Genomic DNA, 16,314 nt, shown 5'->3' with positions numbered 1-16,314 from the left:
GTCCGGGTCCGCAGGGCAGCTGTCGCACGCGTCGCCCAAACCGTCGTTGTCGCCGTCAGCCTGGTCCGCGTTCGCCGTCGCCGGACAGTTGTCCACGTCACCGCACACGCCATCACCGTCGATGTCGTTGTCCGGGTCCGCAGGGCAGCTGTCGCACGCGTCGCCCAAACCGTCGTTGTCGCCGTCAGCCTGGTCCGCGTTGGAAATGTTCGGGCAGTTGTCCACCGCGTCGGCAACGCCGTCACCGTCGGAGTCCTGCATCGTGTCGCAGACATCGCCCGTACCGTCACCGTCGGCGTCTTCCTGCCCGGGGTTGTAATCCGCGGGGCAGTTGTCCACGTCACCACACACACCATCACCATCGATGTCGTTGTCCGGGTCTGCGGGACAGGTGTCACACACGTCGCCCAAGCCATCGAAATCAGCGTCAGCCTGGTCAGGATTCGGATCCGAAGCACAATTGTCGACGGCGTCGCGAACACCGTCCGTATCGCTGTCCGCACAGGCGTCGGAGCCCGGCCTCGAAGTGCCGCCGGAGTCCGTTCCAAGGTCTCCCTCGCCAAAGCAGTTGTCGGCGCTCACCAGGTAATAGAACAGCTCTCCGCGTCCCGGGTGGGCCCCATCCTGGCTTTCGGTCACCGGCAAGTCCAGCTCATGGCAGGTGTGGTCGTAGTGGAAACCGGCACCGGCGGCGATCTTGCCCTTGTAGACGTTGTAGGTCTGCGCGTCGCCCTGCGCCGCCCAGCTCAGCGTCAGCTTGTCGGCCCCGAAAACCACGCTCGACCCGAGGGTCGTGGCCGGAGCCGACACACCAGCGTCACTCGGAGCGCAATCGCAGGCGTCCCCCACCTGGTCGCCGTCAGCATCTTCCTGGACCGGATTGGCCGTGGTCGGGCAGTTGTCCACGTCACCGCAAATGCCGTCCGTGTCAATGTCGTTCTCCGGGTCGTCGGGACAGGCATCGCAAACATCACCGAACGCGTCACCATCTCGATTTTCCTGTCCCGGATTCGGCGTATTGGGACAGTTGTCGAACCCGTCGACAACACCATCATGATCCGCGTCGGGGCCACCCTCGCAAGCATCGCCCGTCCCGTCTCCATCGCTATCCGCCTGATCCGGATTCGGGGTGGAAGGACAGTTGTCGCATACATCACCGACACCGTCAGAATCACTGTCGGCCTGGTCCGCGTTCGCCGTCGTCGGGCAATTGTCCACGTCGCCGCACACGCCGTCCGTGTCGATGTCGTTGTCGGGATCCGCGGGACAGCTGTCACAAGCATCACCCAGGCCGTCGTTGTCGCCATCAGCCTGGTCCGCGTTCGCCGTCGTCGGGCAGTTGTCCACGTCGCCGCACACGCCGTCCGTGTCGATGTCGTTGTCCGGGTCCGCCGGGCAGGTGTCGCACACGTCGCCCAGGCCGTCGCTGTCGCCGTCCGCCTGGTCCGCGTTCGCCGTCGTCGGGCAGTTGTCCACGTCGCCGCACACGCCGTCCGTGTCGATGTCGTTGTCCGGGTCCGCGGGGCAGGTGTCGCACACGTCACCCAGGCCGTCGCTGTCGCCGTCGGCCTGGTCCGCGTTGGCGGTCAGGGGACAGTTGTCCACCACGTCATCGACACCATCCCCATCGTCATCGGGGTCGCAAGCATCACCCGATCCATCACCATCTGTATCCAGCTGATCGGTGTTGGGGACATTGGGGCAGTTGTCGAAATCCTGGCAAATCGAGTCCCCGTCGGCGTCGCCCCCGCTGAACTTGCAGGGATTGATCAGAATGTCCAGGGCCTCGAAGGCATCGACCAGGCCTTCCCCATACTGCAGATCGAAGCCGGGCGGCCCATGATCGACGGCGGATTTGAACAGCGCGTCGGTGAGTTCTGCGGGAGGGGCATCGGGCTTGGCCTCCACAAGCAGGGCAGCGATCCCACCGATGTGCGCCGCGGCGGCGCTGGTCCCGCCGAAGGTCTCGTAGCCACCACCTTTCTCCAGAGAGACCGACCCGTCGCCATAGGCGGAGACGTCCGGCTTGAGCAAACCCTGGCTGACTCCCGGCAGATAGGGGTAGTCCCGGTACTCCACCGGCATGTCGTAGGGATACGAAGGATCGACGTCCTGGCGAATGTCGACCCACTCCGATGGGCCTCGGGCCGACTTGGTGGAGATCAGGTCGGTCGCCAGCACCATGTTGGCCACACCGATCACCGCACTCAGGCCGCCGATGGGATCCTGGCCATCGTGAAGCTGGGGCGAGGGGCAGTTGGCAGGTGCGCCGATGTTGTACGGCACCGGGTTCTTACCCTGCTGGTTGCCATAGTTACCGATGGAATGGATATGCAGGATGCCCGCTGCCAACTCGCTGTCGGTGGCCTCACGCCACGATCCATAGTCGGGACGCGGCGAAGCCTTCCACTGGACGCTGATCCCCGAGAGCACGATGTGGGCACCATTGTCGATGGCGTACTGCATGGCCTCCCAGAACGAGGATTGGGTGGTGCCGCGCCGGAGGACCATCAGCTCCGCATCGGGGGCGGCACCGGTCTGGGTTCCGTCGGTCCCATCGCCGACAGCGATACCCGCCATGTTCGTCCCGTGGCCGTCATCGTCGTCGGGGTTCGGGTCGTCGTCCAGAAAATCCCAGCCGTTGACATCGTCCACGTAGCCGTTGTTGTCGTTGTCGATGCCGTCACCGGGAACCTCACCGGGGTTCGTCCAGATGTGGTCCGCCAGGTCCGGGTGGGTGCGGTCGACACCCGTGTCGATCAACGCCAGCACCACGCCCTTGCCCGTGTAGCCCTCCTGCCAGACCTGGTCGACATTCATGCGGCGCAGCGTCTCGGTCACCGACGCGTTGGGATTGGGACCCGACTGATCGCCATCCTTCCAGGTGGGGGGGATCTCCCGATCGAGAAGAACCTGGGAAACCCCGTCGATCTGGGTCACGGCCCAGGCCACATCGGGAGTCACCCGGACCGAAATCGAGCGATTGATCCACAGCAGGCGGGGCCGTCGAACCCTTCCCGACGCCTCGTAAGAGCGGAGGAAACGCAGAACTTCACCGCCCACTTCCGCAGCCTGCCGCCGCTGCCAGGCCAGTCGCGCGGCCCCCCTGAGCCCCTGGCCCCCGGAAGGCAAGCTGAGTCGGACTACGATCGGCACCATCGCGTCGGGTGCCGCCTGATGCAAAGTATCGGAAAGTTCGGGCTCGATATTGCCGCTGCTCGAGACAGGACCCCCTCCGTAAAGTCCTGCCAGAACCACCGCCAACGAGACGAGCACGGCCTTCCCTCGGTCGACCCACACGAGTCCCATCCTCCCAAGATCGAGCGAAGGCTTGGTCGCCCGGAAGATACGGGGCGGCCCTCTCCTCCTGCAACAAATATTTGGTTTCGGGGGAATTCTTTCCCCTGTTTTTCTTCTCCCCGACGCGGTAACTGTTCGGAAGGATACGTATTAGTCCGGATTCACCCGGAAATTCGCACCGATGAGCCTCTAGTTGACAGCTCCGCCCGGCACGAGGCTCACCGGGTCGAGGCCTGCCCGGCGCAGGGCCTGCCCCCAGACCCGCCCCAGGGGCTCATCGAAGACCAGGCTGGCTTCGCAGGGCAGAGGCACCCACGCACCTTCGCTGAGCTCCCACTCCAGTTGCCCCGGAGCCCAGCCGGCATAGCCCACGTAGCAGCGCAGGCGCTCGGCGCCCCGCTCGGCCAGGATCGCCAGGCCCTCGCGGGCCGTGACCAGCCGCACCCCCTCGGCCAACGCCAATTCGTCCTCGCTGCCCCCCCCGAACACCGGTTCTTCTCCGTGCAGCACCAACAGGTGGGAGTCCTGTTCCACGGGACCGCCCAGATTGACCTCGATCTCGGCCGGGCCGGCGTACTCCACGTCCTGGTAGCCTAGAAATTCCCGCAAGCTCACACCCGTAGAGCGATTGATCACGACCCCCAAGGCTCCCTCCTCGTTGGCCTTGATCAAGAGCACCACCGTACGATTGAAATTGGGGTCGACGAGCTGGGGCATGGCCACGATCAGGCCGGGGGCCAGCTCCGCCAGATTCACCCGTGACTTTTCTTCGGCCATCACTGCCCCTCCCCCAACAGGCTCGCATCGTATCCGGGCGGCGGCTCGAAACCCAGCAGCTCCAGTAGCGTGGCCGCCACGTGGCTCAAGCCGGCCTCGGGAAGATCCGCCCGCAAGGCCAGGGGGCGGCCGGAGTAGTCCTGCACCATGAACTCCACCGGGTTGAGGGAATGGGAGGTCCTCGGCCTGGGCCGGCCGTCGGCATCGAGCTTGGGACGACCGTCGGCGCCACGCTCGACCATATCGTCGGAGTTGCCATGGTCCGCGGTGATCACCAGCGTGCCCCTCACCCTCCGGAGTTCGGGCAGAATACGACCGATCTGCAAGTCGACGGCCTGCACCGCAAGGATCGCCGCCTCGAGGTCGCCCGTATGCCCCACCATGTCACCGGCGGCGAAGTTCGCCCGGAGAAAACGGTGGCGCCCTGTTGCGAGTTGCTCGATCACCGCGTCGGCAGTCTCCGCGGACTTCATCCACGGGCGCTGGTCGAAGGGCACCTGGTCGGAGGGAATCTCCAGGTAGTCCTCGGTCTCGACACTGAATTTACCGGAACGATTCCCGTTCCAGAAGTAGGTCACATGACCGAATTTCTGGGTCTCGGCGCAGGCGAATTGCCGCAAGTCGGTATGGGCCAGGTACTCGCTGATCGTCCGGGTGATCCGGGGAGGGGCCACCAGGTAGCGCCGGGGAATTCCCAGGTCCCCGTCGTAGAGCATCATGCCCGCATAGCGCACGTCGGGCCGGCATCCGCGGTCGAACGCACAGAAGCCGTCGCCCTCCTCGAAGGCCCGGGAGATCTCGATCGCCCGGTCACCCCGAAAGTTGAAAAAGATCACGCTGTCGCCATCGACGATCCGCCCCACGGGCCGACCCGCGCCATCGACGACCACGAAAGGAGGCAGGTACTGGTCCACCAGGCCCGGCTGCTCGCTCCGATAGGTCTCCACCGCCTGCCGCGCACTGCCGAACCCCCGGCCCTCGCCGTGGACATGGGCGCGATATCCCCGGGCGACGATCTCCCAGTCGGCCTCGTAGCGATCCATCGTGGTGACCATCCGCCCCCCCCCGGATGCGATGCAGTAGTCGCGATCCGGCCGCCCCCCGATTTCGGCGAGCAGGGCCTCGAGCCGATCGAGATAGGTCAAGGCCGAGGTTTCGGGCACGTCCCGACCGTCGAGCAGCACATGGACCCTGACCCGCGAAACTCCCTCCTCGGCCGCCCGGCGAATCAGGGCGAAAAGCTGCTTCTCGTGGGAGTGAACGTTGCCGTCGGAAAGCAGGCCGATCAAGTGCAGCGTCCCGCCGCTATCCAGCAGGGGCTCGATCAGTTCCCGCCAGGGGCCCTGCCAGATCGCTCCGCCGGCGATGGCCTGGTCGACGAGCTTGGCTCCCTGGTCGAAGACACGACCGGCCCCCAGGGCGTTGTGCCCCACCTCCGAATTACCCATGTCCTTGTCCGACGGCAGGCCGACCCAGGTCCCGTGGGCACGGAGGGTGCGCACCAGGGCCTTGCCACGCAGGGCATCGAGTTGGGGTGTACGGGCCTGGGCGACAGCATCGAAGGCATCGCCGGTTCCCACCCCCACACCATCGAGAATCAGCAGAACAAGGGGCCCTTCCGGCGGGCGATGGCGAGGCGAAGGCCTCAGCCGAAAACTGTCATCACGCTGCTGTGTCACGATCACCTCGTCCCGCTCCCGACCACGCCACAGCGCCCCTCGGGGGAGCGCGCACAGGCGGGGCAAGCGGTTCAGGGGTAGAGTAGCCTACCTCGACAATCTGTGGCAGTGGCGCTTCCGGCCCCGGAATCGATATCGGGCATGCGGTTTGGTGCCCTGGCGCATACCAGGAGATACTCGATTATGACAAGATTTCGCACGTGGCTTCCCCTCTCCCTGATCCTCGTCGTCCTCTGCCCGGCGGCACTGCCTGTCGGTGCTGGACAGCCCGAGGTGCTCGCCCGCGTCGGTGGACAGGAGATCACCAAGACCCAGGTACTCGAAGCGGCCGCTTCCCAGCTTGCCGAGCTGCGGCAGAAGGAATACGACATCCTCAAGGGCGCCCTCGACCAGGTGATCGACGAGATGCTGCTCAACGAAGCCGCCACGAAAAAGGGACAAACCCTCGAAGAATTCATCAACGCCGAGATTGAAAGCAAGGCCGGCCAGCCCACCGACCAGGAAATCCAGGACTTTTACAACAAGTACAAGTCACGCCTCGGCGGCAAGACCCTCGAACAGGCTCGGCCCCAGATCGTTCAGCGCCTGGGGTTGATGAAGAAGCAGGAGCTGTTCAACGAGATCATCTCCCGGCTGCGCAAGGCAGCCGAGGTCGCGGTTTTCCTCGACCCACCGCGGGTCAAGGTGGCTGAAGCGGGGAATCCAGCATGGGGCCCCAAGGACGCTCCGGTGACCATCATCGAGTTCTCCGACTTCGAGTGTCCCTACTGCGCCCGCGCCGAGAAGACCATCGATCAAATCAAGGAGAAGTACGCCGGCAAGGTGCGCATCGTCTTCCGCGACTTCCCGCTGAGTTTCCATCGCCACGCCCAAAAGGCCCACGAGGCCGCTGCCTGTGCGGGCGACCAGGACAAGTACTGGGAAATGCACAAGCTGCTCTTCGACAACCAGAAGGCCCTGGCCCCCGAGCAACTCGTGTCCTACGCCTCCCAGATCGGCCTGGACATGGACAAGTTCAAGGCCTGTCTCGACAGCGGCTCGAAGGCCGAGGAGATCGCCGCCGATCAGAAGGCCGGAGCCGCCGCCGGCGTCTCGGGAACCCCGGCCTTCTTCATCAACGGCCGCTTCCTCAGCGGTGCCCAGCCCTTCGAAGCCTTCGCGCAGATCATCGACGAGGAACTGGCCCGCTGACACCCGCCGCCGGATGGATGCCACGGGGCAGCGGCTGGGGCGGTCGCTGCCCCTTCCTCTAACAGAGGATGGGTTAAGATCGGCGGCCGGGTCTACCGTGCGCCGCGACCCGGCTGATGCGCAACGCTCCGGCCCGGCCGAAGCGGTCGGCTATCATGGGCAGTAACTAACTAACTAGCACATCAGTACGCCCCCGTGCGAATGGAGAGAGTCCCGGATGTCATCGCTCGCCACGTGGGCCGTCAGGCCGCCTCGCACCGGGTCTCCGGGCCGTGTTTTTTGCCCCGTGAGCGTGCGCCGTGTAGCCTCGGCTGGGCCTTTCGAGGCCCTTCCGTTCGCCGCGACCGTCGGCAACGATCTCCTACCGCGGTTTCTCTTCCACCCCACCGGCCGGAGGACCGTCTCGCCCCCAGGGAGCCTGCGCTAGATGCCTGCCAAGCAGACCTACAAGTTCACCATCCCCTACCTGCGCATCCTCGATCAGAAGGGTGTGGTCAACACGAAGCTCGATCCGGGGCTCAGCGATGAGCGCCTGGTGGCCCTCTACCGCCACATGGTCCTGGCCCGGGAGGCCGACCAGCGCATGCTGCGTCTCCAACGCCAGGGCCGCCTGGGCACCTTCAGCCCCTCCACCGGCCAGGAAGCCGCCGCCTGCGGTCCCGCCATGGCCATGGAAGACAGCGACTGGCTCGTCCCGGCTTTCCGGGAACTCGGAGCGCTGCTGATGCGAGGGGTTCCCCTGCACCGGGTGCTGCTGTTCTGGGGCGGCTTCGAAGAGGGCAACATTTTCCCCGGTGTGAAACGCACGCTCCCCATCGCGGTGATCGTCGCCTCCCAGATCCCCCACGCCGCCGGTGTGGCCTACGCGATGAAGTACAAGAGCGAGAAGAGCGCCGTGCTCTGCTTTTTCGGCGACGGCGCCACTTCCGAGGGTGATTTCCACGAAGGCCTGAACTTCGCCGCGGTGTGGAAAGCCCCCGTGGTCTTCATCTGCCAGAACAACCAGTGGGCGATCTCGACCCCGATTCAGCGTCAGATGCACTCCGAGACCGTGGCCCAGAAGGCCGTGGCCTACGGCATCCCGGGAGTGCGGGTCGATGGCAACGACCCGCTGGCGATGTATGCAGCGACCCGCGAGGCCCTCGAGCGGGCCCGGGCGGGGGAAGGTCCGACCCTGATCGAGGCCCTCACCTACCGCCTGATGATGCACACCACCGCCGATGACCCGAGCAAATATCGCGACGACGAGGAAGTCCAGACCTGGCAGGACCGCGACCCTCTCCGGCGCATGCGGCGCCTGCTCGACCGGCGCAAGCTGTGGAGCGAGAGCGAGGAAGAATCCCTATTGGCCCAGGTCAAGCAGCAGATCGACGCCGAGGTGAAAGTCTACGAGCAGGGGGTACGCGCCAAACCCGACATCCTCTTCGACCATGTCTGGGCGGAATCCTATCCCGAAATCGAAGAGCAACGCGCGGCCTTCCTGGCCCGCCAAGGTGAAGGGGACTCGAATGCCTAGGATGAACATGGTCCAGGCGATCAATCTCGCCCTGCACGAGGAAATGAAGCGCGACGAGAGCGTGCTCGTCATGGGTCAGGACGTGGGAATCAACGAGGGCGTGTTCCGGGTGACCGCCGGCCTCTACAAGGAATTCGGCGAGCGGCGGGTGATCGACACGCCACTGGCCGAATCGGGCATCCTCGGCAGCGCCGTGGGCATGGCGCTGGCAGGGCTCAGGCCGGTAGCCGAGATGCAGTTCTCGGGCTTCTCCTACCTGATGATGGGCCATCTCGAGGGGCACTGTTCGCGCTACCGCAGCCGGACGCACGGACACCTGACGGTACCGCTGGTCGTGCGCATGCCCTACGGCGGCGGCGTACGCGCGCTCGAGCATCACTCCGAAAGCCGCGAGGCGATGTTCGCCCACATACCAGGCATCAAGGTGGTGATACCGTCCGGACCGCGAAACGCCCGGGCGTTGCTGACGGCCGCAATCCGCGATGAGGACACGGTCGTCTTCATGGAGCCCAAGCGCTCGTACCGGGCCTTCCGCGAGGAAGTCCCCGAAGAGAGCGAAACCTGGCCCATCGGCAAGGCCCAGGTCATCCAAGAAGGTTCCGACCTGACCCTGGTGAGCTGGGGCGCGATGTTGCGCATGGCCATCGAGGCGGCCGGGGAGGCCAGGGCCCAGCGCGGGGTTTCCGTCGAGATCATCGACTTGCTGAGCATTTCGCCGATGGATACCGCGACGATCATCGGATCGGTCAAGAAGACCGGGCGCTGCGTGATCGTCCAGGAGGCTCCGCTGAGCCTCGGCCCCGCCTCGGAGATCATCGCGCGCATCAACGACAAAGCCCTGCTCTACCTGGAGGCTCCCGTAGGCCGGGTCGGCAGCCATGACGTGGTCACCCCCTACTTCGGCCGTGAGCAAGCCTATTTCCCTGGCGTGGACTCCATCCGCCGGGCAATCGAGGAAACCCTCGATTTCTAGTTGAGGAGGTCGTGGTGTTCAAGTTCAAGCTTCCCGATCTCGGTGAAGGTATTCACGAGGGGGAGATTCTCAAGTGGTACGTCCAGGAAGGTGACGCCATCGCCGAGGACGCTCCGCTGGTCGACGTGGAGACCGACAAGGCCGCGGTGACGATCCCCTCGCCCAGGGCAGGCAAGATCGTGCGCCTCGGCGGCCCCGTCGGCGGCACCATCGAGGTCGGCTCGATCATCGCCGTGATCGACGACGGATCGCAGGCCGACGGCGACCAGGCCGCACCGGAAGAGGAGGCGACTCCCACCGGTCCGGCGACCCCGGCGAAGGCGGCCCCTCCCCCCGCCCCGGCTCCGGCCCCCGCCCCGGCCCCGGCCGCCGATGCGGGCCTGGTGCGGGTCGGGCCGGTGCCCGCCGCGCCCGTCGTGCGACGCCGGGCGCGGGAAATGGGCATCGACCTGCACCAGGTGCCGGGCAGTGGACCCGCGGGTCGGGTCACCACCGAAGACCTCGAACGCTTCGCGGCGGGACAAGCGCCTGCCGACCCGACCGGCGGCGGCGGCGCGACCGGCTCCGCCACGATCCCCTTCTTCCACCTCGATGCCCTGCCGGACTTCGAGGCCCAAGGCCCCATCGAACGCGAACCCGTGCGCTCCATCCGCCGCAAGGTGGCGCGAAAGATGGTCACGTCGATGGTGGTCGTCCCCCACGTGGCGCTGATGGACGACGTGGACGTCACCGACCTCGAAGCTTTCCGGCAACAGCGGAAAGCCACGCACGGGAACGAGGCCGGCGGCAAACTCTCCCTGTTGCCTTTCGTGGTCAAGGCCGTCACCGAGTGCCTGGTGGAGTTCCCGATGTTCAACGCCTCCCTCGATCCCCATCGGGAGGAGATCATCACCAAGCACTACTACAACATTGGTTTCGCCGCCGATACTCCCCGAGGCCTGCTGGTTCCAGTGATCCAGGACACCCGGACCAAGAGCATTCTCGAAATCTCGGCCGAAATCGAACGGCTGGCCCTCGAAGCCCGGGGCGGTACGCTGGGGCCGGCCCAGATGCAGGGCGGCACCTTCACGATCACCAACGTGGGCCCCATCGCGGGCACTCGGCTGATCCCCACCATCAACTACCCGGAGGTGGCGATCCTGGGCATGGGCCGCGCCGAGCAGAAGGCGGTGGTGCGGGAGGGAGAGATCGTCGTCCGCACGATTTTGCCGCTGACCCTCGCGTTCGATCACCGTATCGCCGACGGCGCCGATGCGGCACGTTTCATCAAGCGCCTGGGCGAGTTGCTCTCGAGCCCCCTGACCTGGCTCTTGGAGCGCTAGCTGCCCGACGCAGGCAGCGGGAAGGAGACCACGATGGTCATGGGAAGTCTCAGCCAACAGACGGACGTTGTGGTGATCGGCGGCGGACCCGGGGGATACGTCGCCGCCCTCCGAGCCGCCGACCTGGGCCGGGAAGTGATTCTCGTCGAAGAGCGTCCCCGCCGCGGTGGGGTCTGCCTGCTCGAGGGCTGCATCCCCTCCAAGACCCTGATCCACAGCGTGGAGATCGCCGAGGCCGCCCGCCACGGCAAGTCCTTCGGCGTGGTATGCGGTGAAGTGAGCATCGATGCGGGGGCCCTGCGAACCCACAAGGAGAAGGTCGTCACGGTTCTCAGCCGCGGCGTCGACCAGTTGCTCAAGGCCCGGGGCGTGGAAGTGATCCAGGCCCGTGCCCGTTTCGAGGGGCCGCGCAAGCTGCAACTGGCGGGCGCCGACGTGGCGGGTATCGAATTCCGCCACGCCATCGTCGCCACCGGCTCGAGCATCGTCCGGCTGCCGATGATGGAGGGCCTCGACCTGTGGACCAGCCGGGAGGCGCTGGAGGTCGGGGAGATCCCCACCTCGCTGCTGGTGATCGGAGGCGGGTACATCGGCCTCGAACTGGGCTTCGTCTACGCGGGCCTGGGCTCGAAGGTCAGCGTGGTGGAGATGCTCCCCTCCCTGCTGACCGGCGCCGACAAGGACCTGGTGCGCCCAGTGGCCAAGAGCGCCAAGTCGGCCTTCGAAGAAGTCATGCTCGAAGCCAGGGTGACCGGTATCGAAAAGGTCGGGAGCGGCGGTTTCAAGGTCACCATCGAGGCCAAGGGCAAAACTCTCGAGCGCACCTTCGACCAGGTCCTGGTGGCCGTCGGACGCAAGCCCAACACCGGCGACCTGGGCCTCGAACACACCGGGGTGAAGGTCGACGAGCAGGGTTGGATCGAAATCGACGACCAGTGTCGCACTGCCGAACCTTCGATCTACGCCATCGGTGACGTCACGCCGGGGCCGATGCTGGCCCACAAAGCCTCCCGACAGGGCAAGGTGGCCGCCGAGGCCCTGGCCGGACACAGCGCGGCCTTCGACAATCGGGCCATCCCCGCGGTGGTCTTCACGCGGCCGGAGGTGGCCTGGGCCGGCCTGACCGAAGACCAGGCCCGGGAGGAAGGTCGTCCCGTCAAGGTAGGGCGCTTCCCCCTCGCCGCCTTGGGCCGCGCCCGCACCCTGGGCGGGCCCGACGGCGCGTTCAAGGTGATCTCCGACCCGGACTCGGGACTGCTGCTGGGAGTGGGCATGGTCGGTCCCCATGCATCGGAACTGGTCGCCGAAGGCGCCCTGGCCATCGAGATGGGCGCCACCCTCGAGGACCTGGCCGCCACCATCCACCCCCACCCCACGCTCTCCGAGGGTCTGTGCGAGGCGGCGGAAGTGGCCCTGGGAGCGGCGATCCACATCACCAGCCGCTAGCCGTCGAGCCGGTACCGTGGCTCCGGCAGCGACCCGACTCTTTCCCGGTGGCCCGCCGATCACGGCCTACACCGCGGACGAGGACCTGCTCACGGCCGTGGCCCACCAGGGCCGGGGGCGGGTGCGCCTGCAACGCGCCACCGGCATCCAGGTGGTGCTCGGCCGCAGCAGCGATCCGGCCGTCGAGCTGCTCGTGGACGCCTGGCGCACGGCCCCGATTCCGGTCAGCCGCCGCAGGGGGGGCGGTTGCAGCGTCCTGATCGATCCCGGCAACCTGCTGATCTCGGTGGTGCTGCCGGTGCCGGGTTTCGGCGCCATTCGGCGGCACTTCGACTGGATTTCCACTTGGCTGTGCGGCGTGCTGGCGGCCTGTGGCATCGACGGAGTCCGCCGAGAAGGCACGTCCGACCTGAGTCTCGGCGGCAGGAAGATCGGCGGCTCCTGTATCTACCGCTCGCGGAACCTGCTCTACTACTCGACCACCCTGCTGGCCGACCCGGAGTTGCCGCTCATCGAACGCTACCTGGCGCACCCCCCCCGAGAACCCGCCTATCGCCGCGGCCGGTGCCACCGGGACTTTCTCCTGCCCCTGGCCGATGCCTTTCCCTTCGGCGGCGCTCGGGAGTTACTCTTCCGGCTCCGGGAGAAGGTGACCTTGGAAACCCTGTTCGCCACGCCTCTTCCACCCACTCGTTGATGCGCCCACCGGCTCCGCCGGGAAAAGACTTACGCGCCAGACCCCATGTGTTATAATTGCAGGTCACGAAAGGAGTTCTCATGGGTAAGGCCTCATCGATTCTCGAGCGCAAGGGCAGGGAGGTCTACACCATCGGCCCCCAGGAGAAGGTGATCGACGCCATCCGGCTGATGGTGGACAAGAACGTCGGCTCACTGCTCGTCATGGACGGCAGCGAGATTCTCGGCATCCTCACCGAGCGGGATTACCTCTCCCGGGTCGTCCTGCAGGGCCGCACCTCCCGCGAAACTCCCGTCAGCGAGATCATGACCGGCGCCGAAAAAATCGTCTTCGTCGATCCGGATGCCAGCGTCGAGGAGTGCATGGCGGTGATGACGGAGAAGCGAGTGCGCCACCTGCCCGTCATGGACAACGGCAAGCTGGCGGGAGTGATCTCGATCGGCGACCTGGTCCGACAGATCTCCCGCGACCGCAAGGCTCAGGTGCAGTATCTGACCGACTACATCGTCGGCAAATATCCCGCCTGAAACCGGGCGCCCGGGACGCGCATCTCCGGCTTCAGCCCATCGATTGGGTAGAATCGAGGCCATGAACGACGAGTTGATCGCCGTCACCTACTCGGTGCGCGGTTCCTTGGAGCAGGCGCCGGCGCGCATCGAAGCCCTCGGCCTCGAGCAGACCGTGGAACTGCCTCGGCAGGCGCTTCCCCGCGGCTTCGACGAGGCGTCGATCCTGCCGCGGGTGCTCACCCCGCCTGAGCACGATGCCCGGGGTTATCGCGTCACCCTGGGCTACCCCCCCGCCACCGCGGGCGAATGCCCCCTGCAACTGCTCAATCTGCTCTTCGGCAACTCGTCCCTGCATGACGACATCGTGCTCGAAGAGATCACCTTCCCGGCATCCCTCGACCCCGTGCTGCCGGGCCCGGCCTTCGGCATCGAGGGCCTGCGCTCGTTGACCGGCGCCTGGGGGCGCCCCCTGGCATGTACCGCTCTCAAACCCATGGGGCTCGCTCCGGAGGACCTGGCTGAACTGGCGGGGCGACTCGCCGCGGCGGGCATCGACCTGGTCAAGGATGATCATGGCCTGGCGGACCAGGCCTTCTGCCCTTTCGAACAACGGGTCCGCCGCTGCGCACAGGCCGTCAGCGAGGCCAACGCCCGGCACGGCGGCCGGACTCTCTACGTTCCCAACCTGCTGGCCGTCGGCGAGTCCCTTGAAAAGCAGATCGACCTCTGCCGACGGCTCGACATACGGGCCGTGATGATCGAGCCCATGTTGTCCGGTCCGGCACTGATGCCGGAGTTGGCCCGCCGGCGCGAGCTGGCCATCCTCGCCCATCCCGCCCTGGCCGGTGGACGGGGCCTGGCCCCTCCGGCCCTGCTGGGCCGGGTCTTCCGGGCCTTCGGCGCCGACGGGGTGATCTTTCCCCATCACGGCGGACGCTTCGCCTGGACTCCGGCTACCTGCCGTCACATCGCCGAACGACTCCGGGACACGGACCGGGCGCGTAAGCCCAGCCTGCCGGTGCCTGCCGGGGGCATGGATCTGCACCAGGTACCCGAAATCGTCGCCTTCTACGGCATGGACGTGATGCTGCTGATCGGCGGCAGCCTGCATCTGCCGCCCGACCGCCTCGAAGACCGCTGCCGGCGATTCGTCGCCGCCGTGACGGCGGCAGGAGACTCGTCATGAACGTCGTCAGGAAGTTTCTCGACGGCTTCCGGTGGAAAGGGGTGGAAGTGCTGGACTACAAGCCCGCCGGCACCCATTTCAGGAGCATCAGCCGCCAGGTCCTCTTCGACGGACCGGGTGAGCTCGATGCCCAGCTCCGCTACTTCGCCATCGAGCCGGGCGGACACTCGACCCTCGAGCGGCACACCCACACCCACGCGGTGATGATTCTCAACGGGCGCGGCCGAGGTCTGGTCGAAAACCGGGTCTACGATCTGGCCCCCTTCGACCTGGTCAGCGTTCCTCCCGGGTGCTGGCACCAATTCCGCGCCGCCCCGGATGCGCCCCTGGGTTTCCTCTGCCTGGTCTCCACCTGCCGGGACCGGCCCCAGAGGCCTACGCCGAGCCAGCTCGCCCAACTGCGAGAGAACCCGGAACTCGCTGCTTTTATAAGGACTTAAAACATTTTCCACGACTCCCGAAGCCGGCCCGGGCACGCCCCTTGCCGACTCGAGTTGGTTCTCGCTGACGGCGTCTGTATTATCGGCTTGTCAGTCACCCCCACTTGAAGGTCCAGCGTCGCCCGTGCCGGCGGCGGGCAGGAGATTCGCCCCATGTCCACGCTCAAGCAGACCCTGTTCCAGAAGATCGAGGCCCATCGCCCCCGCATCGCGCGCCTGCTCAAGGAGCACGGCGACGTGGAGCTGGGCAAGGTGACCATCGCCCAGGCGATCGGCGGGGCCCGCGGTGTCCGCTGCCTGGTCACCGACATCTCCTACCTCGATCCCCACGAGGGGATCCGCTTCCGCGGCAAGACCATCCCGGAGACTTTCGCAGCCCTGCCCAAGGCTCCCGGGAGCGACTACCCCTACGTGGAGGGGTTCTGGTACTTCCTGTTGACCGGTGAGGTGCCTACCCCGGAGCAGACCCTGGAAGTGGTCCGCGATTTCAAAGCCCGGTCCCGAGTGCCGGAGTACGTCCACGACCTGCTGCGCACCATGCCCCGCGACACCCACCCGATGACGATGTTCTCCGCGGCGATCCTGGCCATGCAGCGGGAGTCCAACTTCGCCCGCCGCTACAACGAGGGAATGACCAAGTTCGAGTACTGGGATCCGATGTACGAGGACGCCTCGAACCTGCTGGCCAAGCTCCCGGCCATCGCGGCCTACATCTATCGCATGAAGTACAAGGCCGACACCCCCATCGCGGCAGACCCTGAACTCGACCTCGGCGGCAACTTCGCCCACATGATGGGCATCCCGCAGCCCTACGATGACGTGGCGCGGATGTACTTCATCCTCCACTCCGACCACGAGTCGGGCAACGTCTCGGCCCACACCACGCACCTGGTGGCCTCGGCCCTGTCCGACTGCTACTACGCTCTTTCCGCGGGCATCAACGGACTCGCCGGCCCGCTCCACGGCCTGGCCAACCAGGAGGTGCTGCGCTGGACCCAGGCCCTGATGGACCGCCTGGGGAACCAGGAGCCCACCGAGGAGGTCATCGAGAAGGCCTTGTGGGAGACCCTCAACTCCGGCCAGGTGATCCCCGGCTACGGTCACGCGGTGCTGCGCAAGACCGACCCCCGCTACACTTCCCAGCGGGAGTTCTGCCTCAAGCACCTGCCCGACGACCCGCTCTTCAAGCTGGTCAACATGGTCTACCAGGTCGCGCCGAAGGTACTCCAGGAGCATGGCAAGGCGAAGAACCCCTGGCCCAACGTGGACGCCCAGTCC

The 16,314-nt window shown here is 66.3% G+C and carries 13 protein-coding genes; 10 read left to right on the top strand and 3 right to left on the bottom strand.

Annotation, left to right across the window (positions count from 1 at the left end; genetic code table 11):
* From Q9Q40_14430 to gpmI, 3 genes are all read right to left on the bottom strand, one after another.
* On the bottom strand, positions 1 to 3,159 hold a 3,159-nt coding region (locus Q9Q40_14430; protein ID MDQ7008415.1), incomplete at its 3' end, for a thrombospondin type 3 repeat-containing protein.
* A 330-nt stretch (positions 3,160 to 3,489) separates the two neighbouring features.
* The gene (locus Q9Q40_14425) at positions 3,490 to 4,077 is read right to left on the bottom strand and encodes a YqgE/AlgH family protein (protein ID MDQ7008414.1); all 588 of its coding nucleotides are present in this window, start codon (positions 4,075 to 4,077) and stop codon (positions 3,490 to 3,492) included.
* Entirely contained in the window at positions 4,077 to 5,726 is a 1,650-nt protein-coding gene (gene gpmI, locus Q9Q40_14420) for a 2,3-bisphosphoglycerate-independent phosphoglycerate mutase (protein MDQ7008413.1), read from the bottom strand. The genes Q9Q40_14425 and gpmI overlap by 1 nt, the downstream gene beginning before the upstream one ends.
* 213 nt (positions 5,727 to 5,939) lie before the next feature.
* Between gpmI and Q9Q40_14415 the strand changes: the two genes are divergently transcribed.
* The 10 genes from Q9Q40_14415 to Q9Q40_14370 form a co-directional block, all read left to right on the top strand.
* On the top strand, positions 5,940 to 6,947 hold the full coding sequence (locus Q9Q40_14415; GenBank protein MDQ7008412.1) for a thioredoxin domain-containing protein: 1,008 nt from the start codon (positions 5,940 to 5,942) through the stop codon (positions 6,945 to 6,947).
* 427 nt (positions 6,948 to 7,374) lie between these two features.
* Positions 7,375 to 8,463: a pyruvate dehydrogenase (acetyl-transferring) E1 component subunit alpha gene (gene pdhA / locus Q9Q40_14410; protein ID MDQ7008411.1), complete on the top strand. Its 1,089-nt coding sequence runs from the start codon at positions 7,375 to 7,377 to the stop codon at positions 8,461 to 8,463.
* On the top strand, positions 8,456 to 9,436 hold the full coding sequence (locus Q9Q40_14405) for an alpha-ketoacid dehydrogenase subunit beta (GenBank protein MDQ7008410.1): 981 nt from the start codon (positions 8,456 to 8,458) through the stop codon (positions 9,434 to 9,436). The genes pdhA and Q9Q40_14405 overlap by 8 nt, the downstream gene beginning before the upstream one ends.
* 14 nt (positions 9,437 to 9,450) lie before the next feature.
* Complete coding sequence (locus Q9Q40_14400) at positions 9,451 to 10,758, top strand: dihydrolipoamide acetyltransferase family protein (protein ID MDQ7008409.1); 1,308 nt, start codon at positions 9,451 to 9,453, stop codon at positions 10,756 to 10,758.
* A gap of 33 nt (positions 10,759 to 10,791) precedes the next feature.
* The gene (gene lpdA, locus Q9Q40_14395) at positions 10,792 to 12,204 is read left to right on the top strand and encodes a dihydrolipoyl dehydrogenase (GenBank protein ID MDQ7008408.1); all 1,413 of its coding nucleotides are present in this window, start codon (positions 10,792 to 10,794) and stop codon (positions 12,202 to 12,204) included.
* A gap of 16 nt (positions 12,205 to 12,220) precedes the next feature.
* A complete protein-coding gene (locus Q9Q40_14390) occupies positions 12,221 to 12,901 on the top strand; it encodes a hypothetical protein (GenBank protein ID MDQ7008407.1) in 681 nt (226 codons plus the stop codon).
* Between the two features lie 80 nt (positions 12,902 to 12,981).
* A complete protein-coding gene (locus Q9Q40_14385; GenBank protein ID MDQ7008406.1) occupies positions 12,982 to 13,428 on the top strand; it encodes a CBS domain-containing protein in 447 nt (148 codons plus the stop codon).
* Positions 13,429 to 13,489: 61 nt separating this feature from the next.
* The gene (locus Q9Q40_14380; protein ID MDQ7008405.1) at positions 13,490 to 14,596 is read left to right on the top strand and encodes a RuBisCO large subunit C-terminal-like domain-containing protein; all 1,107 of its coding nucleotides are present in this window, start codon (positions 13,490 to 13,492) and stop codon (positions 14,594 to 14,596) included.
* Entirely contained in the window at positions 14,593 to 15,036 is a 444-nt protein-coding gene (locus tag Q9Q40_14375) for a cupin domain-containing protein (protein ID MDQ7008404.1), read from the top strand. The genes Q9Q40_14380 and Q9Q40_14375 overlap by 4 nt, the downstream gene beginning before the upstream one ends.
* Before the next feature lie 153 nt (positions 15,037 to 15,189).
* Positions 15,190 to 16,314: citrate (Si)-synthase (locus Q9Q40_14370; protein MDQ7008403.1), on the top strand; the 1,125-nt coding region annotated here is incomplete at its 3' end.

Source organism: Acidobacteriota bacterium, assembly GCA_030949985.1.
Lineage (GTDB): Bacteria > Acidobacteriota > Polarisedimenticolia > J045 > J045 > JALTMS01.
The sequence above is the reverse complement of the archived record's forward strand: the minus strand, read 5'-3'. Positions and strand labels throughout refer to the sequence as shown.

Excerpts from the sequence above, each read along its gene's own strand:
- Q9Q40_14385 (MDQ7008406.1), top strand. The coding sequence starts at position 12,982 with ATGGGTAAGGCCTCATCGATTCTCGAGCGCAAGGGCAGGGAGGTCTAC.
- Q9Q40_14425 (MDQ7008414.1), bottom strand. The coding sequence starts at position 4,077 with ATGGCCGAAGAAAAGTCACGGGTGAATCTGGCGGAGCTGGCCCCCGGC.
- Q9Q40_14405 (MDQ7008410.1), top strand. The coding sequence starts at position 8,456 with ATGCCTAGGATGAACATGGTCCAGGCGATCAATCTCGCCCTGCACGAG.
- Q9Q40_14380 (MDQ7008405.1), top strand. The coding sequence starts at position 13,490 with ATGAACGACGAGTTGATCGCCGTCACCTACTCGGTGCGCGGTTCCTTG.
- Q9Q40_14375 (MDQ7008404.1), top strand. The coding sequence starts at position 14,593 with ATGAACGTCGTCAGGAAGTTTCTCGACGGCTTCCGGTGGAAAGGGGTG.
- Q9Q40_14415 (MDQ7008412.1), top strand. The coding sequence starts at position 5,940 with ATGACAAGATTTCGCACGTGGCTTCCCCTCTCCCTGATCCTCGTCGTC.
- lpdA (MDQ7008408.1), top strand. The coding sequence starts at position 10,792 with ATGGTCATGGGAAGTCTCAGCCAACAGACGGACGTTGTGGTGATCGGC.
- pdhA (MDQ7008411.1), top strand. The coding sequence starts at position 7,375 with ATGCCTGCCAAGCAGACCTACAAGTTCACCATCCCCTACCTGCGCATC.